Annotated in this window: 23 protein-coding genes, 2 tRNA genes and 1 other RNA gene; 13 read left to right on the top strand and 13 right to left on the bottom strand. The window is 52.4% G+C overall.

The genetic code is table 11. From position 1 onward, the window contains the following. Positions 1-28: 28 nt before the first annotated feature. The 5 genes from APU02_RS22665 to APU02_RS22645 all read right to left on the bottom strand — a co-directional run bounded on the left by APU02_RS22665 (position 29) and on the right by APU02_RS22645 (position 1,913). Positions 29-153: non-coding RNA, RtT sRNA (locus tag APU02_RS22665), on the bottom strand. A 45-nt stretch (positions 154-198) separates the two neighbouring features. After that, positions 199-283 (bottom strand) — tRNA-Tyr (locus tag APU02_RS22660). 35 nt (positions 284-318) lie between these two features. Then, positions 319-403, bottom strand: a tRNA-Tyr gene (locus APU02_RS22655). A gap of 157 nt (positions 404-560) precedes the next feature. Beyond that, entirely contained in the window at positions 561-1,403 is an 843-nt protein-coding gene (gene purU / locus APU02_RS22650; protein WP_042283572.1) for a formyltetrahydrofolate deformylase, read from the bottom strand. Between the two features lie 51 nt (positions 1,404-1,454). Then, positions 1,455-1,913, bottom strand: coding sequence for a YchJ family protein (locus APU02_RS22645; protein ID WP_060571310.1), 459 nt, complete (start codon positions 1,911-1,913; stop codon positions 1,455-1,457). A gap of 111 nt (positions 1,914-2,024) precedes the next feature. On the opposite strand from APU02_RS22645, the gene rssA reads away from it, so the two are divergent. The 3 genes from rssA to galU all read left to right on the top strand — a co-directional run bounded on the left by rssA (position 2,025) and on the right by galU (position 5,149). Beyond that, positions 2,025-2,933 (top strand): patatin-like phospholipase RssA, encoded by a 909-nt coding sequence (rssA, locus tag APU02_RS22640; protein ID WP_042283565.1) that lies wholly within the window; start codon positions 2,025-2,027, stop codon positions 2,931-2,933. Between the two features lie 92 nt (positions 2,934-3,025). After that, positions 3,026-4,039 (top strand): two-component system response regulator RssB, encoded by a 1,014-nt coding sequence (rssB, locus tag APU02_RS22635; RefSeq protein ID WP_042283560.1) that lies wholly within the window; start codon positions 3,026-3,028, stop codon positions 4,037-4,039. A gap of 201 nt (positions 4,040-4,240) precedes the next feature. After that, complete coding sequence (gene galU / locus APU02_RS22630) at positions 4,241-5,149, top strand: UTP--glucose-1-phosphate uridylyltransferase GalU (RefSeq protein WP_042283556.1); 909 nt, start codon at positions 4,241-4,243, stop codon at positions 5,147-5,149. A 137-nt stretch (positions 5,150-5,286) separates the two neighbouring features. On the opposite strand, the gene hns is transcribed toward galU, so the two are convergent. Continuing rightward, positions 5,287-5,700 (bottom strand): histone-like nucleoid-structuring protein H-NS, encoded by a 414-nt coding sequence (gene hns / locus APU02_RS22625; RefSeq protein WP_012906011.1) that lies wholly within the window; start codon positions 5,698-5,700, stop codon positions 5,287-5,289. 599 nt (positions 5,701-6,299) lie between these two features. On the opposite strand from hns, the gene tdk reads away from it, so the two are divergent. Continuing rightward, entirely contained in the window at positions 6,300-6,917 is a 618-nt protein-coding gene (tdk, locus tag APU02_RS22620) for a thymidine kinase (protein WP_042283545.1), read from the top strand. A 129-nt stretch (positions 6,918-7,046) separates the two neighbouring features. Here the strand turns inward: tdk and adhE are convergent, their stop codons facing one another. Beyond that, a complete protein-coding gene (adhE, locus tag APU02_RS22615) occupies positions 7,047-9,722 on the bottom strand; it encodes a bifunctional acetaldehyde-CoA/alcohol dehydrogenase (RefSeq protein ID WP_042283542.1) in 2,676 nt (891 codons plus the stop codon). 476 nt (positions 9,723-10,198) lie between these two features. Between adhE and APU02_RS22610 the strand changes: the two genes are divergently transcribed. From APU02_RS22610 to APU02_RS22580, 7 genes are all read left to right on the top strand, one after another. Then, entirely contained in the window at positions 10,199-10,846 is a 648-nt protein-coding gene (locus tag APU02_RS22610) for a YchE family NAAT transporter (RefSeq protein WP_042283539.1), read from the top strand. Positions 10,847-11,596: 750 nt separating this feature from the next. Continuing rightward, positions 11,597-13,225: an oligopeptide ABC transporter substrate-binding protein OppA gene (gene oppA / locus APU02_RS22605; protein ID WP_060571309.1), complete on the top strand. Its 1,629-nt coding sequence runs from the start codon at positions 11,597-11,599 to the stop codon at positions 13,223-13,225. Between the two features lie 119 nt (positions 13,226-13,344). After that, entirely contained in the window at positions 13,345-14,265 is a 921-nt protein-coding gene (gene oppB, locus APU02_RS22600) for an oligopeptide ABC transporter permease OppB (RefSeq protein WP_042283529.1), read from the top strand. 14 nt (positions 14,266-14,279) lie between these two features. Further along, complete coding sequence (gene oppC, locus APU02_RS22595) at positions 14,280-15,188, top strand: oligopeptide ABC transporter permease OppC (RefSeq protein ID WP_060571308.1); 909 nt, start codon at positions 14,280-14,282, stop codon at positions 15,186-15,188. A gap of 11 nt (positions 15,189-15,199) precedes the next feature. Continuing rightward, a complete protein-coding gene (locus APU02_RS22590) occupies positions 15,200-16,213 on the top strand; it encodes an ABC transporter ATP-binding protein (RefSeq protein WP_060571307.1) in 1,014 nt (337 codons plus the stop codon). Beyond that, entirely contained in the window at positions 16,210-17,214 is a 1,005-nt protein-coding gene (gene oppF, locus APU02_RS22585; RefSeq protein WP_042283516.1) for a murein tripeptide/oligopeptide ABC transporter ATP-binding protein OppF, read from the top strand. The genes APU02_RS22590 and oppF overlap by 4 nt, the downstream gene beginning before the upstream one ends. A gap of 49 nt (positions 17,215-17,263) precedes the next feature. Then, a complete protein-coding gene (locus APU02_RS22580) occupies positions 17,264-18,100 on the top strand; it encodes an ion transporter (RefSeq protein WP_060571306.1) in 837 nt (278 codons plus the stop codon). Between the two features lie 45 nt (positions 18,101-18,145). On the opposite strand, the gene APU02_RS22575 is transcribed toward APU02_RS22580, so the two are convergent. After that, positions 18,146-18,475 (bottom strand): HI1450 family dsDNA-mimic protein, encoded by a 330-nt coding sequence (locus APU02_RS22575; protein WP_042283511.1) that lies wholly within the window; start codon positions 18,473-18,475, stop codon positions 18,146-18,148. 34 nt (positions 18,476-18,509) lie between these two features. Then, positions 18,510-19,970 carry a cardiolipin synthase gene (gene cls, locus APU02_RS22570; protein ID WP_042283506.1) on the bottom strand — a complete coding sequence of 487 codons (1,461 nt, stop codon included), beginning with the start codon at positions 19,968-19,970 and terminating at the stop codon, positions 18,510-18,512. A gap of 141 nt (positions 19,971-20,111) precedes the next feature. Here cls and APU02_RS26530 point away from each other — a divergent pair, with 141 nt between their 5' ends. Continuing rightward, entirely contained in the window at positions 20,112-20,285 is a 174-nt protein-coding gene (locus APU02_RS26530; RefSeq protein WP_131729057.1) for a YciY family protein, read from the top strand. A gap of 40 nt (positions 20,286-20,325) precedes the next feature. Here the strand turns inward: APU02_RS26530 and APU02_RS22565 are convergent, their stop codons facing one another. Next, positions 20,326-20,622 carry a YciI family protein gene (locus tag APU02_RS22565; RefSeq protein WP_042283503.1) on the bottom strand — a complete coding sequence of 99 codons (297 nt, stop codon included), beginning with the start codon at positions 20,620-20,622 and terminating at the stop codon, positions 20,326-20,328. A 250-nt stretch (positions 20,623-20,872) separates the two neighbouring features. Between APU02_RS22565 and tonB the strand changes: the two genes are divergently transcribed. Further along, a complete protein-coding gene (gene tonB, locus APU02_RS22560) occupies positions 20,873-21,601 on the top strand; it encodes a TonB system transport protein TonB (RefSeq protein WP_060571454.1) in 729 nt (242 codons plus the stop codon). Between the two features lie 70 nt (positions 21,602-21,671). Here tonB and yciA read toward each other — a convergent pair whose 3' ends face one another. From yciA to APU02_RS22545, 3 genes are all read right to left on the bottom strand, one after another. Next, positions 21,672-22,073, bottom strand: coding sequence for an acyl-CoA thioester hydrolase YciA (gene yciA / locus APU02_RS22555; RefSeq protein ID WP_042283498.1), 402 nt, complete (start codon positions 22,071-22,073; stop codon positions 21,672-21,674). A gap of 100 nt (positions 22,074-22,173) precedes the next feature. Then, positions 22,174-24,360 (bottom strand): TonB-dependent siderophore receptor, encoded by a 2,187-nt coding sequence (locus APU02_RS22550; RefSeq protein WP_042283495.1) that lies wholly within the window; start codon positions 24,358-24,360, stop codon positions 22,174-22,176. Positions 24,361-24,560: 200 nt separating this feature from the next. Then, positions 24,561-25,100: a septation protein A gene (locus tag APU02_RS22545; RefSeq protein WP_042283489.1), complete on the bottom strand. Its 540-nt coding sequence runs from the start codon at positions 25,098-25,100 to the stop codon at positions 24,561-24,563. Positions 25,101-25,118: the final 18 nt, after the last annotated feature.

The raw sequence follows: 25,118 nt of genomic DNA, 5'->3' as shown, positions 1-25,118 counted from the left end.
AACCCTGCTTCGGCGGGGTTTTTTGTTTTCAGTGAAAGCGTCGGATGGCGGCTGCGCCTCGCCCTTCGGGTCGTTGCCTGCGGCAACGCTTTCTCGCTACGCTCGAATCGAACCTTAGTCGACGCTTCTCATCCTTCCCCGCAATGGAAGAACATAAGGCATTGTGCTTTAGGGTAGTATTGGGATATCTGGAAGTGATGGTGGTGGGGGAAGGATTCGAACCTTCGAAGTCTGTGACGGCAGATTTACAGTCTGCTCCCTTTGGCCGCTCGGGAACCCCACCAGGGGTAATTCATCGTTTGAGGTACAGCTCGGAAATGGTGGTGGGGGAAGGATTCGAACCTTCGAAGTCGATGACGGCAGATTTACAGTCTGCTCCCTTTGGCCGCTCGGGAACCCCACCACGGGGTAATGCGTTTACTGGCCTGCTTCCTTTTGGGAAGCGGGGCGCATCATATCAAATGACGCGCCACTGTAAAGCATTCCGGTGACAAAAATGAACTGGTTGCCTGATTTTTGCCCGTAAAGACGCAAAGGTAACCAATTCATTTCGCTGCCGATTAAAGAATGATCGTTCGGTTACCGTATACAAAGACGCGCTGGGCCAGTACCTGATACAACGCGCGGCTCAGCACGTTCTTCTCTACGTCTCGACCCGCGCGCATCATATCCTCCGCGGTATAGGTATGATCCACGTGGATTACGTCCTGCATGATAATAGGGCCTTCATCCAGATTGTCGTTGACATAGTGCGCTGTCGCGCCAATGATTTTTACGCCGCGCTCGTAGGCCTGGTGGTACGGACGCGCGCCGATAAAGGCAGGCAGGAACGAGTGATGAATATTGATGATCTTATTCGGGAAACGCGCGACGAACGCTGGCGTCAGTACCCGCATGTATTTTGCCAGCACGACGTAGTCCGGCTGGTGCGCGTCAATGGCGTCCGCCATCTGCTTATCATGCTCTTCACGAGTCAGGCCCTCATGGCTGACCAGCTCGAAAGGAATCTCAAAACGCTCCACTAAAGAACGCAGGGTCTCGTGGTTGCCTATCACAGCGGCAATTTCAACATCCAGTCCGCCATAATTGGCTTTCATTAGCAGATCGCCCAGACAATGCGCTTCTTTCGTGACCAGAATCACCACACGACGACGTCCTGCCGGATTCAACTCGCGAATGGAGCCTTCAGGCAATGCGCTGTCGAGATCGGCCAACAGCGTGGCGTCGTTAAAAATTCCTTCCAGTTCGGTACGCATAAAAAAACGTCCGGTGCGGTGGTCTACGAACTCATTGTTCTGCACAATGTTCAGTTCGTGCTTGTAGCAAATATTAGTAATACGCGCGATAAGGCCCTTTTGATCCGGGCAAATAGTACGAAGCACTTTGCGTTGTAATGAATGCATTTGCAGCGGTAATCCTGTTGAGAATGTTTGCATAAGGAATGCTGTCGGGCGTTACTGACCGCAGCATTTTTTGAATTTTTTACCTGATCCGCAGGGGCAGGCGTCATTTCGTCCAATTTGTGGGCGTGTGCCGTCTATATAGTACCACCGACCGTTTTCTTTTAAAAAACGAGAACGTTCAAGGATGACGCCCGCTTTGCCGTTTTCACGAAAACGGGCGACAAAGCTGACGTAGCCGAGTTCATCGCTTTCGGCGCCGCTCTGTTCAAACACGGTTAAGCCGAGCCATTCGGTACTGGCGAACCCGGCGCTTATCTCATCGCGGAACGCCGCGGCATTGCAGTCCGGATGCCAGGTTTTGATTAAATAATCTGCGTCTTTCATCACAAAAGCGCAGTAGCGAGAACGCATGAGATGTGACGGATCGGGCGCAACTTGCTCGCCAGACACATATTGGTGGCAACATAGGCTATACTCGACAGCGCTACCGCAGGGACAAAGCTGTGACACGAATAGTCTCCCTGATAAAAAAACAGCGGATAAAAAGTCCAGGTGGCGCTATGTTAACTGAGCGATGGAGATGTTGCTACGCTCGAAAGCCAGGGGAAGTTTGTAGGTCACATGAGAAAGATGAAAATAGGTCTGGCGCTGGGGTCTGGTGCGGCGCGGGGCTGGTCACATATTGGTGTCATCAAAGCGCTCAGGCACATGGGCATTGATATTGACATCGTCGCCGGCTGTTCCATCGGTTCGTTAGTCGGCGCGGCGTATGCCAGTGATAAATTACCTGCGCTGGAAAAGTGGGTTTGCTCGTTCAGCTACTGGGATGTCCTTCGCCTGATGGATCTCTCGTGGCGACGGGGAGGACTGCTGCGCGGCGAGCGCGTGTTCAATCACTATCGTAATATCATGCCGGTGGAGACTATCGAACAGTGCTCGCGGCGTTTCGCCACGGTCGCCACTAACCTCAGTACCGGTCGCGAACTGTGGTTTACTGAAGGCGATCTGCATCTTGCGGTACGGGCCTCCTGCAGTATTCCTGGTCTGATGTCTCCTGTCGCACATAAGGGGTACTGGCTGGTGGACGGCGGTGTGGTAAATCCCGTTCCTGTTTCACTGACCCGCGCCATGGGCGCCGATATCGTGATTGCCGTTGATCTGCAGCACGATGCGCATCTGATGCAACAAGATCTCCTCTCACCGAATGTCAACGGCGACGGCGCTGAGACTGACGTTGAAGGCCTGTCCTGGCGTGCGCGCTTAAAAGAACGTTTGGGCAGTATGACGGCACGACGTGTAGTGTCCGCGCCAACCGCGATGGAAATCATGACGACGTCTATCCAGATTCTGGAAAATCGTCTTAAGCGTAACCGCATGGCGGGCGATCCGCCTGACATATTAATACAACCGTTCTGTCCACAAATATCCACACTGGATTTTCATCGTGCCCATGCCGCCATTGAAGCAGGGCGGCTTGCGGTGGAAAAAAAGATGGACGAACTATTACCTCTGGTGCGTGCTGAAGTTTGACGCATCTTTTTTATCTACACTTAAGCAAATTCTGACAGGCAGGTGTGGCAATACCATGCCACTATTGATCAAAGCCAGTCAGGGGAGAGAACATGACGCAGCCATTGGTCGGGAAACAGATTCTTATCGTTGAGGATGAGCCGGTATTTCGCTCGCTTCTGGATTCGTGGTTTTCCTCATTGGGAGCGACAACGGCACTGGCGAGTGATGGGGTTGAGGCACTGGAGCGTTTTGATGAATTCACGCCCGATCTCATGATATGCGATCTTGCGATGCCGAGAATGAACGGACTCAAACTTGTCGAGCAATTACGTAACCGTGGGGACCAGACGCCGATACTGGTTATCTCCGCGACGGAAAATATGGCCGATATTGCTAAGGCGCTACGGTTGGGGGTCGATGACGTATTGCTAAAGCCGGTAAAGGATCTCAATCGTCTTCGCGAAACCGTCTTCGCCTGTCTTTATCCCAATATGTTCAATTCGCGGGTGGAAGAAGAAGAAAGGCTGTTCCGCGACTGGGATGCGATGGTTGGCGATCCGACTGCCGCCAGAAAATTACTGCAGGAGCTGCAGCCGCCGGTGCAGCAGGTTATTTCTCGCTGCCGGGTGAATTACCGGCAGTTAGTCTCAGCGGATAAACCGGGGCTGGTTCTGGATATCGCGCCGCTGTCGGACAACGATTTGGCGTTTTATTGTCTGGACGTAACACGCGCAGGGGATAATGGCGTACTGGCGGCATTACTCCTGCGGGCGTTATTTAATGGTCTGTTGCAGGAGCAGCTCGGGCATCAGAATCAACGCCTGCCTGAATTGGGCGCAGTGCTAAAACAGGTGAACCATCTGCTCCGCCAGGCCAATTTACCCGGTCAATTTCCGCTGCTGGTGGGGTATTACCATAGCGGGATTAAAAATCTGATACTGGTTTCTGCCGGGTTGAACGCAACATTAAATACCGGCTCACATAATGTACAAATCAGTAATGGCGTTCCGCTTGGGACGTTAGGAAATACTTATCTCAACCAAATTAGCCAGCGCTGCGAGTCGTGGCAATGTCAAATTTGGGGAGCAGGCGGCAGGTTGCGTCTTATGTTGTCTGCGGAATGAACAATCGGGCAGGCGCAAGCAAATTGCTTTACCCTGCCTTTCTCTGCCGGTGTTACTATCGGCGCCAGTTTTATACGTATTTGTCTTAATTATACGCATGCGCATCCTTTTCGGACCTGAGGCTTCTGTCAGTGCTGATATACTCGATGCGGTACAGATTGATGAACACGTTCAATACATGAACAGTCCAGGAGAATTTAAATGGCTGCCATTAACTCGAAAGTCAAAAAAGCCGTTATCCCGGTAGCGGGATTAGGAACCAGGATGTTACCGGCGACAAAAGCGATCCCGAAAGAGATGTTGCCGCTGGTTGATAAGCCATTAATTCAGTATGTCGTTAACGAATGTATTGCTGCGGGCATCACTGAAATTGTGCTGGTGACTCACTCTTCGAAAAATTCGATCGAAAACCATTTTGATACCAGTTTTGAACTGGAAGCGATGCTGGAAAAACGTGTTAAGCGTCAGCTGCTCGAAGAGGTACAGTCTATTTGCCCACCGCACGTAACGATTATGCAGGTACGTCAGGGGCTGGCAAAAGGGTTAGGTCATGCCGTATTGTGCGCGCATCCCGTCGTGGGCAACGAGCCTGTCGCGGTTATTCTGCCGGACGTTATTCTGGATGAGTACGAATCCGATCTCTCTCAGGATAACCTGGCCGAAATGATTCGCCGTTTTGACGAAACCGGTAATAGCCAGATTATGGTGGAACCGGTCGATGACGTAACCGCTTATGGTGTCGTAGACTGCAAAGGCGTTGAATTAACCCCGGGCGAGAGCGTTCCGATGGTTGGCGTGGTAGAGAAGCCGAAAGCGGACGTCGCGCCGTCTAATCTGGCGATTGTGGGCCGTTATGTCCTGAGCGCAGATATCTGGCCACTGCTGGCGAAAACGCCTCCGGGAGCCGGTGACGAGATTCAGCTGACCGATGCAATCGACATGCTGATCGAAAAAGAAACCGTTGAAGCTTACCATATGAAAGGCAAGAGCCATGACTGTGGCAATAAATTAGGCTACATGCAGGCGTTTGTGGAATATGGTATCCGCCATAATTCTCTGGGTAGCGAATTTAAGGCCTGGCTTGAAGACGAAGTGGGTATTAAGCGGTAACCGGACGTTATAATTAACGTGATTAAGCGGCGCGGCACTCCAGCGCCGTTTTTTATGCGCCGCGTCTGGGGATTTTGGGAAATTACAGGCAAAAAAAAATCCCGCGAGACGCGGGATTTCAGGCAAGTAAATACCGATTATTCCTTGATCAGGAAGTCTTCCAGCTGTTTACCTTGCTCTTCCATTGCTTTTTTGATCACTGCCGGAGTACGGCCCTGGCCGGTCCAGGTTTTGGTTTCGCCGTTTTCGTCAACGTAGCTATATTTAGCCGGACGTGCTGCACGTTTAGCTTTAGTGCCGGATTTAACCGCAGCCATGCTATTCAGCAGTTCATTCGGGTCAATGCCATCAGCAATCAGCATTTCGCGGTATTGCTGCAGTTTACGAGTGCGTTCTTCAACTTCAGCCGCTGCCGCGCTTTCTTCTTCACGACGCTCGTTAACAACAACTTCTAATTTTTCCAGCATTTCTTCCAGCGTTTCCAGGGTGCATTCTCTTGCCTGCGCACGAAGAGTACGGATGTTGTTCAGAATTTTAAGTGCTTCGCTCATTTTAGTAATCTCAAACTTATATTGGGGTGGTTTGTTGAGCTAATAATAGAGCGTTAAATTCAGATGTGCAATAGCCAGGAATGTAAGGAATTCAAAATTGCGCTTTATTTTTTGCCCCCAATTAATATCCGAACTTAAAATTTTCTTGAAGGAACGCACAAAAAAGAGCTTATTGGCAGAGCGGTTACTCCTTTTTTTACCCGACGGCGGACGGATTCAGCTCACATTTTATGTGGCGAAATAGTTACGCATTTCAGTGATTTCAACCTTTTGTATTAGTTTCCCACGGGGCTATACGCTATTACTTTGCAAGAGTTATGTAGAACAGTAACAATAAGTACAGGGTTTCCATTTAGCTGGCGTTGATAAGCGCTATTGATGTATATCGCGTCTGCAATATCGCAACAATGGGATTTGTCGCCTGATGTTTGTTCAATTGTTAATTCGTATTTTCCTTACGGTCGCCGTCGCAACGTGAACGCGCGGAAGGCGGAAGCGCGCATTCCGCATCCCGTTAACGCGCTATCCGACGCTGAACAACGGGAAATTATGGTACACTCGGCCCCGTCTTTATTCACTCTGGTGAGGGTCTGTGGCCGATGGCGCAGCTATATTTCTACTATTCAGCAATGAATGCAGGTAAGTCGACTGCCTTACTGCAATCTTCCTACAATTATCAGGAACGTGGGATGCGCACCGTCGTATATACCGCGGAAATAGACGACCGTTTTGGCGCAGGAAAAGTCAGTTCGCGTATAGGGTTGTCATCTCCTGCCAAATTGTTTAATCAACAGTCATCTTTGTATGCAGAGATTGCCGCTGATAATACGCGCGAGCCGATACACTGTGTGCTGGTTGATGAATGTCAGTTTTTAACTCGCCAGCAGGTTTATGAATTATCGGAAGTTGTTGACCAACTCGACATTCCGGTGCTGTGTTACGGCTTGCGCACCGATTTTCGCGGTGAACTGTTTACGGGCAGTCAGTATCTGCTTGCATGGTCAGATAAGCTGGTTGAATTAAAAACGATCTGTTTCTGTGGTCGTAAGGCGAGTAGGGTATTACGCCTTGACCAGGCGGGCAGACCGTATAATGAAGGGGAGCAGGTGGTGATTGGCGGCAATGAGCGCTATGTCTCCGTTTGCCGTAAGCATTATAAAGAGGCGCTGGAAGAAGGCTCTCTGACGGCGATACAGGAACGTCACTGCCACCGTTAAGCTGCCCGCAGAGGGCGACTGAGGAGCCCTGACGGCATTCTTGTGAGCATAGCGTGTGCAGTCGTGGATCAGCCATAAAAAAGCGGCCTCATTAGAGGCCGCTTTTAGTATGCTTTCGCAGAACCGCAATTAGGCGGATTTCTTCGCTTTTTTGTCAGCTTTTGGAGCCACAACGGCTTCAGCTTTTGCGGTTACGCCTTCGCTGAACTCACGACCGTAGTAGGTATCCAGCAGAATCTGTTTCAGCTCGGAGATCAGCGGGTAGCGCGGGTTAGCGCCAGTGCACTGGTCGTCGAAGGCATCTTCAGACAGCTTGTCAACGTGAGCCAGGAAGTCTGCTTCCTGAACGCCGGCTTCGCGGATAGACTTCGGAATACCCAGTTCAGCTTTCAGGCTTTCCAGCCAGGCCAACAGTTTCTCGATCTTCGCCGCTGTACGGTCGCCCGGTGCGCTCAGACCCAGATGGTCAGCGATTTCAGCATAACGACGACGCGCCTGCGGACGGTCGTACTGGCTGAATGCCGTCTGCTTGGTCGGGTTGTCGTTGGCGTTATAACGGATAACGTTGCTGATCAACAGGGCGTTCGCCAGACCGTGTGGAATGTGGAACTGGGAGCCCAGTTTGTGCGCCATGGAGTGGCACACGCCGAGGAAGGCGTTAGCAAACGCGATACCGGCAATGGTCGCGGCGCTGTGTACGCGTTCACGGGCAACCGGGTTTTTCGAACCTTCGTTGTAAGACGCCGGCAGGTTTTCTTTCAGCAGTTTCAGCGCCTGCAGCGCCTGACCGTCAGAGAACTCAGACGCCAGCACGGAAACGTAGGCTTCCAGGGCGTGAGTCACCGCATCCAGACCACCGAACGCACACAGTGACTTCGGCATATCCATCACCAGGTTAGCGTCGACAATCGCCATATCCGGCGTCAGCGCGTAGTCTGCCAGCGGATATTTCTGACCGGTCGCGTCGTCGGTTACCACCGCAAACGGCGTCACTTCTGAACCGGTACCGGACGTGGTGGTGACAGCGATCATTTTCGCTTTAACACCCATTTTCGGGAACTTATAGATACGTTTACGGATATCCATAAAGCGCAGCGCCAGTTCTTCGAAGTGGGTTTCCGGATGTTCGTACATCACCCACATGATTTTCGCCGCATCCATCGGGGAGCCGCCGCCCAGCGCGATGATCACGTCTGGTTTGAAGGAGTTGGCCAGTTCAGCGCCTTTACGTACAACGCTCAGGGTTGGGTCAGCTTCCACTTCAAAGAACACTTCGGTTTCAACGCCAGCCGCTTTCAGCACAGAGGTGATCTGGTCTGCATAGCCGTTGTTGAACAGGAAGCGGTCGGTCACGATGAGCGCACGTTTGTGGCCATCGGTAATCACTTCATCCAGCGCGATCGGCAGGGAGCCACGGCGGAAGTAGATAGATTTCGGAAGTTTGTGCCACAACATGTTTTCAGCTCGCTTAGCAACGGTTTTCTTGTTGATCAGGTGTTTTGGACCAACGTTTTCAGAGATGGAGTTACCACCCCATGAACCACAACCCAGCGTCAGGGACGGTGCGAGTTTAAAGTTGTACAGGTCGCCGATACCGCCCTGAGAAGCTGGGGTGTTGATCAGGATACGGGCGGTTTTCATCATCTGACCGAAGTAAGCGACGCGTTCCGGTTGGTTGTCCTGGTCGGTGTACAGGCAGGAGGTATGACCGATACCGCCCATTGCCACCAGCTTCTCGGCTTTGTCCACCGCATCTTCGAAATCTTTCGCGCGGTACATTGCCAGGGTCGGGGACAGTTTTTCGTGTGCGAACGGCTCGCTTTCGTCAACCACTTTGACTTCGCCAATCAGGATTTTGGTGGTTGCCGGTACGGAGAAGCCTGCCAGTTCAGCGATTTTATACGCTGGCTGACCCACGATAGCGGCGTTCAGCGCGCCATTTTTCAGGATAACGTCCTGAACGGCTTTCAGCTCTTTGCCCTGCAGCAGGTAGCCGCCGTGGCTGGCGAAGCGTTCGCGAACCGCATCATAAACAGAATCAACAACAACGACAGACTGCTCAGACGCACAGATAACGCCGTTATCAAAGGTTTTGGACATCAGCACGGACGCAACGGCACGTTTGATGTCAGCGGTTTCGTCGATAACAACAGGCGTGTTACCCGCGCCCACGCCGATGGCCGGTTTACCGGAGCTGTAGGCCGCTTTCACCATACCCGGACCGCCGGTCGCGAGGATCAGGTTGATGTCCGGGTGGTGCATCAGGGCGTTGGACAGCTCAACCGAAGGCTGGTCGATCCAGCCGATCAGATCTTTTGGCGCACCGGCAGCGATGGCCGCCTGCAGAACGATATCCGCCGCTTTGTTGGTGGCGTCTTTGGCACGCGGGTGCGGAGAGAAGATGATGGCGTTACGGGTCTTCAGGCTGATCAGCGATTTGAAGATAGCTGTGGAGGTTGGGTTAGTGGTCGGTACGATACCGCAGATGATACCGATCGGTTCAGCGATGGTAATCGTCCCGAAAGTGTCGTCTTCAGACAGCACACCGCAGGTCTTTTCATCTTTATAGGCATTGTAGATGTATTCGGAAGCAAAGTGGTTTTTGATCACTTTATCTTCAACGATACCCATGCCGGATTCGGCTACGGCCATTTTGGCGAGGGGGATACGGGCATCTGCGGCTGCCAGAGCGGCGGCGCGGAAGATTTTGTCGACCTGTTCTTGAGTGAAACTGGCATATTCACGCTGGGCTTTTTTGACGCGCTCGACGAGTGCGTTAAGTTCAGCGACATTAGTAACAGCCATAATGCTCTCCTGATAATGTTAAACTTTTTTAGTAAATCATCTGCGCGATACGTGAGTATAGACAGAGGGCATAAGTTTGTATAACAACCGAAAAATCAAATGGTTACTTAACGTCCAGTTCGCTCTGATTTACTAAAAGAGCTTATACGTCAGCGTCATCTAACTCTAACGCGTTACTTCCAGGTGGCGTAAGCAAGGTTACTCACTTCTGAGTAGCGATTACGTGATCCAGATCAAAATTTCGCAAAGCTGACACCTTTCAGCAGGGCATTTTAGCGCTAAACGTTAAGTGTTGATTAATTGTATAGGTGAATGCTCTTCAAGTTAGCATAATTAATACATATTAATAACACTCAGGAAAGGGAGCAATTTTGCGTGAAGCAGGTGAAAAGTGCTGTGAAAAGGCGTATCTTCAGCACGGTTTTTACCCTTTACTCTTTGATTAACTTTATACGGCTAACGCTGCGGAGCTAACCGTGACTCAAACGCTGTTTGATTTTCCTGTTTATTTTAAATTTTTCATAGGGTTATTTGCGTTAGTGAACCCAGTCGGGATTATCCCCGTTTTTATCAGCATGACCAGCTACCAGACGGCGGCGGCACGTAATAAGACCAACCTGACGGCGAACCTGTCCGTTGCCATCATTTTGTGGACCTCTTTGTTCCTTGGCGATGGCATTCTCCAGGTCTTTGGCATTTCTATCGACTCATTCCGTATTGCTGGCGGCATTCTGGTCGTGACCATCGCCATGTCGATGATCAGCGGTAAGCTGGGGGAAGACAAACAAAACAAACAGGAAAAATCAGAAACGGCGATTCGGGAAAGCGTGGGCGTCGTGCCGCTGGCGCTGCCGTTAATGGCGGGGCCGGGGGCGATCAGTTCCACTATCGTCTGGGGAACCCGCTACCATAGCCTGATGTATTTGTTTGGCTTCTTTATTGCCATTGCGCTCTTCGCGCTTTGCTGCTGGGGATTGTTTCGCATGGCGCCGTGGCTGGTCCGGGTCCTCGGGCAAACCGGAATTAACGTGATTACGCGTATTATGGGTCTGCTGCTCATGGCGTTGGGCATCGAATTTATCGTTACCGGTATTAAGGCGATATTCCCCGGTCTGTTAAGTTAATACCTTTCAAATGAAAGAATAGGCGGAGCATTAATGGCTCCGTTTTTCTCCCGTCATTATTTTCACTTTCCGTTGCGCTTGTACTGTAGTCGTTCGTCTGCGGTATAGATACCATTTATTTATTGCATTGATTTAGCAGAGATTCTCTACAAAAGGCTGGTGCACAAAGTGTAAATTTTTTCACATCACAATCCGGGACTTGATGAAGGATTATTGAAATGTTATTAGTTATTTCAATGACCTCTCAGATGAATGTGCTAAATAATAAACAATTGTTAATTTTTTGTGCATTTGAGTTCATGGGTGAAAGCGCAGGATGTCAAAATCAGTTAATTATAGATTACATGTTATTTAACAGTAAGTTATGCGTTAATTCGCGGTTTTGATACGTTCTCTTGGGGCGGTTTTTTTTCTACAAAAGAGAATTGCTTAACAAATCTGTAAATTGTATTGGCGGACGAGAAACGCATTTGTTACTTTCCGACACTCTATTTCTCAGCAGAATGTGCGTTGATGAGAATTAATATCAACACGCTTTTTGCCCGAATACGGCGCGCGTTTCTTACAGGGTAAGCGCGCAAAAAGAATCGACGTAAGGCGGTCGTTCGAATCGCCAGAATAAATAAAGTCGGTGATAGCAGGCAGTAAAGCACCTGACAGCAGAAAGTCTCCGGGGCTGATCAGGGATCCTTAGCGGGATTAACAGGCTGGTAATAAAACCAGTAATTATAATGAGGGAGTACAAACACAATGACCAACACGAAAAAAAGTTTAGTGGCCGCAGGGGTTCTCTCTGCGCTCCTCGCCGGAAATGCGGCAATAGCTGCGGTCGTTCCCGCAGGCGTTCAGCTGGCGGAAAAGCAAACGCTGGTGCGCAATAATGGCTCGGAAGTTCAGTCTCTCGATCCGCATAAAATCGAAGGGGTACCGGAATCCAACATCAGCCGCGACCTGTTCGAAGGGCTGATAATAAGCGACGTAGAGGGCAAACCCTCTCCCGGCGTGGCGGAAAAGTGGGACAATAAAGACTTTAAAGTCTGGACGTTCCATCTACGTAAAGATGCAAAATGGTCCGACGGCTCCCCAGTGACCGCTCAGGATTTCGTTTATAGCTGGCAGCGTCTGGCCGATCCCAACACCGCTTCGCCTTATGCCAGTTATCTGCAGTACGGACATATCGTGAATATTGACGATATCGTCGCCGGTAAAAAACCGGTGACCGATCTGGGCGTTAAAGCCCTCGACGATCATACTTTTGAAGTGACGCTGAGCGAGCCGGTGCCTTATTTCTATAAGCTGCTGGTGCACTCGTCCGTTTCTCCGGTACCGAAGGCGGTGGTTGAAAAATTCGGTGATAAGTGGACGCAGCCAGCGAATATAGTCAGTAACGGCGCTTACAAACTGAAGGACTGGGTGGTTAACGAGCGTATCGTCCTTGAGCGTAACCCCCAGTACTGGGATAACGCCAAAACCGTTATTAATCAGGTCACCTACCTGCCGATCTCCTCAGAAGTCACTGATGTTAACCGCTACCGTAGCGGTGAAATCGACATGACCTACAACAACATGCCGATTGAACTGTTTCAGAAGCTGAAGAAAGAGATCCCGAACGAAGTACACGTTGACCCGTATTTGTGCACCTACTATTACGAAATCAATAACCAGAAAGCCCCGTTTACGGATGTGCGCGTGCGTACCGCGCTCAAGCTGGCGCTGGATCGCGATATCATCGTCAACAAAGTGAAAAACCAGGGCGACTTGCCAGCCTACAGCTTTACGCCGCCGTATACCGACGGGGCAAAACTGGTGGAGCCGGAATGGTTTGGCTGGACGCAGGAAAAGCGTAACGAAGAAGCGAAAAAACTGCTGGCTGAAGCCGGTTATACCGCCGATAAACCGCTGACCTTTAACTTGCTGTACAACACCTCCGATCTCCATAAGAAACTGGCCATTGCCGCCGCGTCTATCTGGAAGAAAAATTTAGGCGTCAACGTGAAACTGGAAAACCAGGAGTGGAAAACCTTCCTGGATACGCGTCATCAGGGGAATTATGACGTTTCCCGCGCCGCCTGGTGTGCGGATTACAACGAGCCGACCTCTTTCCTGAATATGGTGCTGTCTGACAGTTCGAACAACACCACGCATTATAAGAGCCCGGCGTTTGACAAGATCATTGCCGATACGCTGAATGCACAAGATGACGCGCAGCGTGCTGAACTTTATGCTCAAGCCGAGCAGCAGTTGGATAAAGACTCTGCAATAGTGCCGGTGTTCTATTATGTCAACGCTCGCCTGGTTAAACCGTGGGTAGGGGGTTACACCGGTAAAGACCCGATGGATAATATTCACGTTAAAGACTTGTATATTATCAAGCATTAATGGCAAAGGGTGGGGCAGAATAGCGTGCCCCACTGTGTCTTTTATCGTCGACTATTACTACCTCGCTGCACACGTTCAGCATGGCGAGGTATAAAGGCACACGCCAGAAGGTACGGGCAATGTTGAAATTTATCTTACGCCGCTGTCTGGAAGCGATTCCGACGCTATTTATTCTTATTACCATTTCGTTCTTTATGATGCGTCTGGCGCCGGGGAGTCCTTTCACCGGCGAGCGCGCATTGCCGGCAGAAGTGCTGGCGAATATCGAAGCGAAATATCATCTCAACGACCCCATCATGACCCAATATTTCAGCTATCTGAAACAACTGGCGCATGGGGATTTTGGTCCTTCATTTAAATACAAAGATTACACCGTTAACGATCTGGTGGCGTCGAGTTTCCCGGTTTCGGCGAAACTGGGCGCGGCGGCTTTCCTGTTAGCGGTGATCCTCGGCGTTAGCGCGGGCGTTATCGCGGCGCTTAAGCAAAATACGCGCTGGGATTACATGGTGATGGGGGTGGCAATGACCGGCGTCGTCATCCCGAGCTTTGTGGTCGCGCCGCTTCTGGTGATGATATTTGCCATCACGCTGCACTGGCTGCCGGGCGGCGGCTGGAATGGCGGGGCGCTGAAATTTATGATCCTGCCAATGGTCGCCTTATCGCTGGCCTATATCGCCAGCATCGCCCGTATTACCCGCGGTTCGATGATTGAAGTTCTGCACTCCAACTTCATTCGCACCGCACGGGCGAAAGGGCTGCCGATGCGACGCATCATTTTTCGCCATGCGCTGAAACCGGCGCTGTTACCGGTGCTTTCATACATGGGACCGGCCTTTGTCGGCATCATCACCGGCTCAATGGTCATTGAAACTATCTATGGCCTGCCTGGCATCGGCCAGCTTTTTGTGAATGGCGCGCTGAACCGTGACTATTCGCTGGTGCTAAGCCTGACGATTCTGGTAGGGACGTTAACCATCGTATTCAATGCGATTGTCGATGTGCTGTATGCCGTGATCGACCCGAAAATCCGTTACTGAGACTGGAGCTCGCGATGATGTTAAGTAAGAAAAACAGCGAGGCGCTGGAGAATTTCAGTGAAAAGCTGGAGGTCGAAGGGCGCAGCCTGTGGCAGGATGCCCGCCGACGCTTTATGCATAACCGTGCGGCGGTTGCCAGTCTGGTTGTTCTGGTCATTATTGCCTTGTTCGTCACGCTGGCGCCAATGCTGTCATCGTTCACCTATTTTGATACCGACTGGGGAATGATGTCGAGCGCGCCTGACGTTGAGTCCGGACACTATTTCGGCACTGACTCGTCCGGTCGCGACCTGCTAGTGCGCGTGGCGATTGGCGGACGTATTTCTCTGATGGTGGGGATCGCCGCTGCGCTGGTGGCGGTGATTGTGGGGACGCTATACGGCTCGCTTTCCGGCTATCTCGGCGGCAAAGTGGATTCGGTGATGATGCGCCTGCTGGAAATCCTCAACTCCTTCCCGTTTATGTTCTTCGTGATCCTGCTGGTCACCTTCTTTGGACAAAATATCCTGCTGATTTTTGTGGCTATCGGCATGGTCTCCTGGCTGGACATGGCGCGTATCGTGCGCGGTCAGACGCTGAGCCTGAAGCGTAAAGAGTTTATCGAGGCCGCTCAGGTGGGCGGCGTTTCCACGACGAATATCGTTATCCGCCACATTGTGCCCAATGTGCTTGGGGTGGTGGTGGTCTACGCGTCGCTGCTGGTGCCAAGCATGATCCTGTTTGAATCTTTCCTTAGCTTCCTGGGATTGGGAACCCAGGAGCCGCTGAGCAGTTGGGGCGCGTTATTAAGCGACGGCGCGAACTCAATGGAAGTTTCGCCGTGGTTGCTGCTGTTTCCGGCAGGATTCCTGGTGGTGACGTTGTTTTGTTTTAACTTTATTGGCGATGGCTTGCGTGATGCCCTCGACCCGAAAGACCGTTAAGGAGCGCAGCCATGAGCGTAATTGAAACAGCAACCGCGCCGCTCGCGGAGCAACGGGCTAACGCACTGCTGGACGTACAGGATCTCCGCGTGACCTTCAGTACGCCGGACGGTGACGTCACTGCCGTAAACGATCTGAACTTTACCCTGCGTGCCGGGGAAACCTTAGGAATTGTCGGCGAGTCCGGCTCAGGCAAATCGCAGACCGCGTTTGCGCTGATGGGGCTGCTGGCCCCCAATGGCCGGATTGGCGGATCGGCAAAGTTCAATGGCAGTGAGATCCTTAATCTACCCGAACGGGAACTGAACAGACTGCGCGCCGAGCAAATTTCGATGATCTTTCAGGACCCAATGACCTCGCTGAACCCTTATATGCGCGTTGGGGAGCAGCTAATGGAAGTGCTGATGCTGCATAAAGGAATGCGCAAAGCTGAGGCATTTGAAGAGTCGGTGCGAATGCTGGATGCCGTCAAAATGCCGGAAGCCCGCAAGCGCATGAGAATGTTTCCTCATGAGTTTTCCGGCGGCATGCGCCAGCGCGTCATGATCGCGATGGCGTTGCTGTGTCGACCAAAACTGCTGATTGCCGATGAACCGACTACCGCGCTGGACGTGACCGTGCAGGCGCAAATCATGACCCTGCTCAATGATCTGAAGCGGGAGTTCAATACGGCAATCATTATGATTACCCACGATCTTGGCGTTGTGGCGGGTATTTGCGACAAAGTGCTGGTGATGTATGCGGGGCGCACTATGGAGTACGGCGCAGCGCGCGACGTCTTTTACCGTCCCGTTCACCCCTATTCCATCGGCTTGCTTAACGCGGTGCCGCGTCTGGATGGCGAAGGCGAAGAGATGTTAACGATTCCCGGCAACCCGCCAAACCTGTTGCGTTTGCCGAAAGGCTGCCCGTTTCAGCCGCGCTGTCCCTACGCGATGGAGATATGCAGCAGCGCGCCGCCGCTCGACGAGTTCAGCCCGGGTCGCCTGCGCGCCTGCTTTAAACCGGTGGAGGAACTGGTATGAATGCTGTAGATGAAAAACGTAAAGTCCTCCTCGAAATTGCCGATCTGAAGGTTCATTTCGCGATTAAAGACGGCAAGCAGTGGTTCTGGCAGCCGTCAAAAACGCTGAAGGCGGTGGATGGCGTGACGCTGCGGCTGTACGAAGGCGAAACGCTGGGCGTCGTGGGGGAGTCGGGCTGTGGAAAATCGACCTTCGCAAGGGCGATTATTGGTCTCGTGAAAGCGACCGACGGAAAAGTGGCCTGGCTGGGAAAAGATCTGCTGGGTATGAAAGCGGAAGAATGGCGCAACGTGCGCAGCGATATCCAGATGATTTTTCAGGATCCACTGGCGTCGCTGAACCCACGCATGACCATTGGAGAAATTATCGCTGAACCGCTGCGCACCTATCATCCGGCGCTACCGCGGCAGGACGTACGCGAACGGGTCAAGGCGATGATGATGAAAGTGGGGTTGCTGCCAAATCTCATCAACCGTTACCCGCACGAGTTTTCCGGCGGTCAGTGCCAGCGTATCGGTATTGCGCGTGCGCTGATCCTGGAGCCAAAGCTCATTATCTGCGACGAGCCGGTTTCGGCACTCGACGTCTCCATTCAGGCGCAGGTGGTGAATCTGCTGCAACAATTGCAGCGTGAAATGGGGTTGTCGCTGATATTTATCGCCCATGACCTGGCGGTGGTGAAGCATATCTCCGACCGCGTACTGGTGATGTATCTGGGGCATGCGGTAGAGCTGGGGACCTACGATGAGGTGTATCACAACCCGCTGCACCCCTATACTAAAGCGTTGATGTCTGCCGTGCCGATCCCCGATCCCGATCGGGAAAAAAACAAGACCATCCAACTGCTGGAAGGGGAATTGCCTTCGCCAATTAACCCGCCTTCCGGCTGTGTATTTCGCACCCGTTGCCCGATCGCCGGGCCGGAGTGCGCAAAAACACGCCCGGTGCTGGAAGGCAGTTTCCGACATGCTGTTTCCTGCCTGAAAGTAGACCCGTTATAATTGCCAGGGCTGATATCACGTCAGCCCTGTTTTTTATTGTGAGGTTACCGTGTCACTTTCTTTATCGTCGATTCGGCGTCGTATTTACCACACCTTATTTGATCTGAATACCCGCTCGGGGCGGCGCTTTGAAGGTCTGTGTGCGCTGTTTGCGCTGATCAGCGTGGTCATTATTTTTGTCGAATCGGGACTGGGAACCCAGTATCACCTGACCTATGACGAATGGCATCTTTTTGTCTGGCTGGAACTGTTCGTCACGCTCATTTTCACCGTCGAATATTTGCTGCGTCTGATCAGTTGGCCGAACCCGGCAAAATATGTGTTCAGTTTTTGGGGAATAATTGATTTAGCCACCATACTGCCGCTCTACGTTATGTGGCTATGGCCGGAGATCAGCCTGAATTATGTCTTTGCCTGGCGCGCCATGCGGGCGATCCGCGTATTGCGTATCTTAAAGCTGCTGCGCTTTATGCCTTCTTTGCGCGTATTTTGGCAGGCAATTGTCAGCGCGCGGCATCAGTTGATTCTGTTTTATTCTTTTATCGCCATTGTCATGATTATTTTCGGCACGCTGATGTATCTCATCGAGGGGCCGAAATACGGTTTTACTACGCTGAACGCTTCTGTCTACTGGGCGATAGTGACGGTCACCACCGTCGGATATGGCGATATCACGCCACATACGCCGCTTGGGCGGATTGTTGCCTCGCTGTTGATCCTGATTGGCTATTCGGTGATTGCTATCCCAACCGGCTTAATTACTACCCATATGAGTACCGCGTTTCAAAAGGATAATCAGCCGCGCAAGTGTCCGCACTGCCAGCAAAGCAAGCACGAAAACAGCGCGCGGTATTGCAACCACTGTGGCAGTAAATTACCGGGGTAAGGGAAGAACGCCGGAAAGCGGGCGGCTTTCCGGCATGACGGAGGGTTATTCGCGCCAGAGAATATGGCAGAGCTTATGGTCTTTTTCGCGACACAGGAGAACGCGGGCAAAAATATCGTTAATCTCGCCGTCTTCACTGTCGGCAAGTCCAATCACTACCTCGGCAAAGAAATCAGGATTCAGGTCGTAATCGACGTGTTCCTGCCAGTCTTCAGACGGATCAAACAATTCCGCTCCACCGCGTTCTTCGAACTGTAAATTGAACAGGATAATGTCTGCCGGGTCGAGGTTATCGGCCGCCAGTTCGAGAAAAATATCGTAAGCCTGCTCAAGCGTTTCATCTTCAGTCAGGCGATTGTTCAGATCCATATCCATAATGACTACCTGTTTACCCACTATTGGGCACGTTTTACAGCAATGGACTGAAGAAGTAAAACAGTCGCTCGGCAATCCGCTGCCAGAGTGGGCGTTTTACCCACAAACGGGCATCCAGCAACCGCGAGCGGGAGATATAGTCGTCCTGCACCGCGGCGAGATCGCCGCCGAATCCGGCATCATCGATCACCAGCGTGATTTCGAAATTCAGCCACAGGCTGCGCATGTCCAGATTGACCGTACCGACAAGACTCAGCTCACCGTCCACCAGGACGCTTTTGGTATGTAACAGGCCGCCTTCGAACTGATAGATTTTGACGCCTGCCGCCAGCAGTTCGCTAAAGAACGCGCGGCTGGCCCAGCCAACCAGCAGGGAATCGTTCTTGCGGGGAAGAATTATGCTGACGTCCACGCCGCGCTGGGCGGCGGTACAGATGGCGTGCAGCAAATCGTCGCTGGGCACGAAGTAGGGCGTCGTCATGATCAAATATTCACGCGCGGAATACGCGGCGGTCAGCAGCGCCTGATGAATCAAATCCTCCGGGAAGCCGGGGCCGGATGCAATGGTGTGGATCGTGTGACCGCTGGCCTGCTCGAAAGGCATAATATTGACGTCCGGCGGCGGGGGCAAAATGCGCTTGCCGGTTTCGATCTCCCAGTCGCAGGAGTAGACGATGCCCATCGCAGTCGCAACCGGACCTTCCATGCGCGCCATTAAGTCCACCCACTGGCCGACGCCGGCGTCTTGTTTGAAGTAGCGCGGATCCACCATATTCATGCTGCCGGTATAGGCAATGTAGTTGTCAATCATCACCATTTTACGGTGCTGACGCAGGTCCATGCGCCGCAGGAAGACGCGAAGCAGGTTAACCTTGAGCGCTTCAACCACTTCTATCCCGGCGTTACGCATCATCGCCGCCCATGGGCTGCGGAAGAACGCCACGCTGCCAGCGGAGTCGAGCATCAGACGGCAGTGAATGCCGCGGCGCGCGGCCGCCATTAGCGACTCCGCAACCTGATCGGCCATGCCGCCCGGCTGCCAGATATAAAAGACCATCTCGATGTTATGCCGCGCCAGCTGGATGTCCCGGATCAGCGCCTGCATCACATCGTCGGTGTCGGTCAGCAACTGGAGCTGGTTGCCCTTGACGCCGGCAATGCCCTGGCGACGTTCGCAGAGTTTAAACAGCGAGGACGCCACGCTGCTGTTTTCTTCGGCGAAAATGTGTTTGCAGGATTTGAGATCGTTTAACCATTTGGCCGTGGAAGGCCACATTGCCCGCGCGCGTTCAGCACGACGTTTGCCTAAGTGAAGTTCTCCAACGGAAAGATAAGCGATGATCCCGACCAGCGGCAGTATATAAATGATCAGCAGCCAGGCCATGGCGGAAGGCACCGCGCGTCGTTTCATTAATATACGTAATGTTACACCGGCAATGAGCACCCAGTAGCCCAGAATGACCAGCCAACTCACCACCGTGTAGAAGGTTGTCATAGTTTAAAAATCCTTTTGAAAGCGCATTGTTAAGAGTTTACGCGTCAGGATTAATCTGGCAAATAAAAACGGGGGAAAAGCGCTAGCCTGCCTGGCGACGAGGCGTATAATGCAGACTCTTGCACTGTTAGAGTAAGTCACATGAAGCGGAGTAGAACGGAAGTGGGACGCTGGCGTATGCTGCGTCAGGCCAGTCGCCGAAAAGCGCGTTGGCTTGAAGGGCAGTCACGTCGCAATATGCGGATCCACTCAATCAGAAAGTGTATCCTCAACCATCAGCGTAACGCGCTGCTGTTTGCGATCCACAGCGTCTGAGCAACACGGGCACCGCCTGCGGTGCCCAAAGAACCGCGGTTTAAAACGTTTTCTTATAGGGCTTAACCGACACCTGGGCATACACCCCGGCGGCCACATACGGATCGGCTTCCGCCCACTTTTGCGCGTCTTCCAGTGAATCAAATTCTGCAATGACCGTTGAGCCGGTAAAACCCGCCGCACCCGGATCGTTGCTGTCGACCGCGGGCATTGGACCTGCGGTCAACAAACGACCTTCATCGCGAAGCAACTGCAGACGCGCCAGATGAGCAGGGCGGACGGAAAGGCGTTTTTCCAGCGAATCGGCGTGATCCTGAGCATAGATAACATAAAGCACGTATAAGGCTCCTTAATCAGAAACGTCATGGGACGCAAACAGGCAAATCGAGTGTGTAAATACGTTATTGGAAAGGTCACCTGACTGCAACGCAAAGATGTCAGCTTTGTTAAGGCCACAGCGTTAGCAAGGTTTTTTTCGCCAGAATTTGGTTTTTAAATGCCGCCGACTGTGATGCCTTATTGAATATGATTGCTATTTGCATTTAAAATTGAGGTCTGGTTTTTCAACTGAAACGATTATGACTTCAATGACCCTTGATTTACCTCGTCGCTTCCCCTGGCCGACGCTGCTCTCTGTTGCCATTCATGGCGCGCTGGTTGCGGGACTCTTATATACCTCGGTACATCAGGTTATTGAACTGCCCGCGCCTGCGCAGCCTATCTCCGTAACGATGGTCTCTCCGGCAGACCTGGAACCGCCTCAGGCGGTTCAGCCGCCGCCGCAACCGGTCGTTGAGCCTGAACCCGAGCCGGAACCTGAAATTACCCCCGAACCGCCAAAAGAAGCGCCGGTGGTGATCGAAAAACCGAAACCCAAGCCAAAGCCGAAACCCAAACCGAAGCCGGTGAAAAAGGTCGAGGAGCAGCCGAAACGGGACGTTAAGCCCGCTGAGCCGCGTCCGGCATCACCGTTTGACACTAACGCGTCTGCGCGTCCGACGACCCGTACCGCGGCGGCAACCAGCAAACCTGCTGTCGCCGTGCCGTCAGGACCGCGCGCCCTGCGCCGTAATCAGCCACAGTATCCGGCGCGCGCGCAGGCGTTACGTATTGAAGGGCGGGTGAAGGTGAAATTTGATGTGACTGCAGACGGTCGGGTGGACAATGTGCAAATTCTTTCTGCCCAACCTGCCAATATGTTCGAGCGTGAAGTGAAGAATGCGATGCGCAGATGGCGCTACGAAGCGGGTAAACCCGGTTCCGGGCTGGTGGTCAATATTGTCTTCCGTCTGAACGGCACCACACAGATCGAGTAATGAATCGTATAAATCCGCAGCCGGAGGACAGTACACCGTCCTCCGGCACTGTTGAGGCAGGTTTCCGATATCAGTCCTGCACCGGCAGCGGGCGCGGCTTTCCGTCCGGATCAACCGCAACATAGATAAACAGCGCTTCGGTTGCTTTGTAGCGCTGGCCAATGGGCTCTGACGCCACTTTTTTCACCCAGACTTCAATATTAATACTCACCGAGGTGGTTCCGCGCTTCACGCAGCGCGCGTAACAGCACACGACATCGCCCACGGCTACCGGGCGCAGAAAGCTCATTCCTTCCACGCGGACGGTTACCACGCGGCCATGAGCAATCTCTTTCGCCTGAATCGCGCCGCCAATATCCATTTGTGACATCAGCCAGCCGCCAAAAATATCGCCATTGGCGTTTGTGTCGGCGGGCATGGCCAGTGTGCGTAAAACCAGTTCGCCCTGAGGGACGTTAGTTGTTGTTGTCATGGTAAAACCGAGTAGAGAGAAAAAATTCCAGCCGCGATGCTACTATGATTTTCGCATGGATAACAGAGGGGAAACGCCCGCGAGGCGGGCGTTGGAGAGATTAAAATGACATGGTGACGCCAGCGTAATATGCCCGGCCTGGTTCGTTGTAGGTCGACGCGCCGTCGTTTTCACGATAAATCTGCTTATCGAACAGGTTACTGATGCCCGCATTGAGTCGCAGATTCTTTGTCATCTGATAATTCGCGCCAATGCCGACAATCGCGTAGGCGCCGATTTCTTTATCCGACATTGCGCCGGTTTCGTTACGCGTTTCGGCGTACTCACGCGGTTTCTGACGGCCATACTGCGTCCACTGGAGGTTTGTCGAGAATTTATCGTTAACCTGCCAGTCCAGCATAGTATTGATCGTGTACTTAGGAATAACCGACAGTGGGTTACCGGTGTCCTTATTTTCCGATTTGATCATGTAGGTCGCATTGGTGCGCCAGCTCAGGGTGTCCGGCAGCAGCGGGATCACCACGTTACCTTCCAGACCTTCGACTATTGCTTTGCCGCCGTTTTCCCACTGCAGAATGTTGTTGCCGTTAGAGGCGTAGCCGATGATGTCGGTTCCCGAAACAATCTTATTTTTGTAGTCGTTACGGAACCAGGTTATGCCCGCATCCCAGCCGTCATAGTTAAATTCAAGACCGATCTCTTTATTGATGCTGATTTCCGGATCCAGGTCCGGGTTGCCCAGCAGGTAGCAACTGCCCGTGGCGATATTATTCGGGCAGCCGTTGCCGCGTGTGGACAGCAGATAGCCTTCGCTGGACTGATACAGGTTTGGCGCTTTGAAGACCCGCGCAATCCCGGCTTTTAGCTTAAACATGTCGCCAAGCTCCTGGGACATGTTCAGGCTGGGGCTCCAGTTACTGCCGAAGTCGTTGTGATAGTCAAAGCGGATCCCCGGGATGATGTCCGTTCCTGGGCGCGCCTGGATGTTATCTTCAAGATAAATACCGGTCAGGGTGGCGCTGTTTTTCGTGCTACGGTCAGAAGCGTCGCCGGAGACATTGCCAATCTGCACGCCGGATGCGCTGGTCGCCTGCATCGATGCCGGATCGTTCAGTTCATCGCGGCTCCATTCGGCCCCAAGGGTCAGGGTTTGATCGACCAGCCAGAAGACCGGAATGTTCAGTTCGCCAGAAGAACGATACGACTCCAGGCGGCTGGTGGAGTAATCGGTATTATTGATCATTCCCTCCACTTTCCCGGTCGAGCCTTCCTGCATCCGCGTATTATGGGTTTTTTCATAATAGACGCCGAATTTTGACTGTCCCCAGTCCCAGATCCCGTTATGGGTTAAGCCCCATGACTGACGGTACATCCGGTTAGTTTCTTCACCGTATAGCGTGTTGACCAGACCATTAGGGCTGACGTTGCTGTTACTGTACTGGGTGTCGCCTGCGTAAATATTCCCCTGGCGGCTGTAGCTGTAGTCAAAATCGACAATCTGCTGCGGCGTCAGTTTCCAGGAGAGCAGGGCATTAATATCTTTGTTGCGTACCCCTTCACGTCCGGCGGCATAGGAGCCGTTTTGTTGGGTATTGATGTCCGCGGCGTCGGCGTCGGTCTTGTTAATGTTTCCATACAGGCGCATCGTCAGTACATCGTCAATGAGCGGCCCACTTAGGTTGAAGTTTGCGCGCTTGGTCGCGCCTTCTTTATTGTTCTCGGGCTGGTTGGTATAGAGAGAAAGCGAGCCGTGCCAGTCGTTTGTTGGCTGTTTGGTGATGATATTCACCACGCCGCCAGCGGCGCCAGAGCCGTAGCGTGCCGCCGCCGGGCCGCGCAGAACCTCAATGCGCTCAACCATTTCCGCAGGCACCCAGTTGGTATCACCCCGGGTGTCCCGCTCGCCGCGCCAGCTATAGCGTACCGAGTTTCTGGACGTTACCGGTACGCCGTCAATCAAAATAAGGGTGTTTTCCGGACCCATACCGCGAATGTCTATCTGACGGTTATTGCCCCGGCTGCCGCTGGCGCTGTTACCCGTCAGGTTAACCCCCGGCATAGTGCGAATAATATCGGAGAGATCGTTAACGGGAGGGTGTTTTTCAATGTCTTTGGCGGTAATGACAGACACCCCTGGCTGCTGCTTAAGGGCTTCTTCGGCGGTGGCCTGAACGACCATGGTTTCACCGTCATTCATCGCGTCGTCTGCAGCGAACGCATTTCCACTCAATGCTGCGGCAATCAAGAGCGCCAGAGGGCGCGGAGAGCTTTTTATTATCGAAATCATCAACGGACATCCCTATTGTTAAAAACGCGATACGGAATATCAATGATAAGCATTCTCATTACAATATCGGGAAGGCAATCTCCACAATATCTTCATGATTCACCCAATTTATGGATCGATAACAAAGGAAAAGTGCAGAACAGGTGATACCGGGAGGGGAGAAAAAAAGCCAGGCTTTCAGGCCTGGCATCGAAAGCGGTTCAGGATTTGTCTTCCTGCGGCATATGTCGATAAATATAGACGCCGCTGAGCAGGGTAAAAATCAGCGTCAGCGCGGTCAGGCCAAACACTTTAAAGTTCACCCAGATATTTTGCGGTAGCCAGAACGCGATATAAATATTCGCGAGGCCGCACAGAATAAAGAACACCGCCCACGCGAGGTTGAGCTTCGACCACACTGCTTGCGGCAGCGTCAGTTCTTTACCCAACATGCGCTGAATCAGCGGTTTTTTCATTACCCACTGGCTGATCAGCAACGCGCTGGCAAACAGGCCATAAATGACCGTGACTTTCCACTTAATAAACTCATCGTTATGGAAGAAGATCGTCAGCCCACCAAACACGGCGACCAGAACAAAAGTAATCAGCGCCATTTTCTCTACCTTCCGGTAGCGAACCCAACTGTAGATAAGCACGATGGCCGTTGCCACAATCAGCGCGGAGGTGGCGGCATAGATGTCATAGACTTTGTAAAAAACAAAGAAGACCACCAGCGGTAAAAAATCGAGAAACTGCTTCATTGTTCAATTCCGTAATCA

Origin of the sequence: Citrobacter sp. 50677481, assembly GCF_001463265.1 — a bacterium.
Lineage (GTDB): Bacteria > Pseudomonadota > Gammaproteobacteria > Enterobacterales > Enterobacteriaceae > Citrobacter_A > Citrobacter_A sedlakii.
The sequence above is the reverse complement of the archived record's forward strand: the minus strand, read 5'-3'. Positions and strand labels throughout refer to the sequence as shown.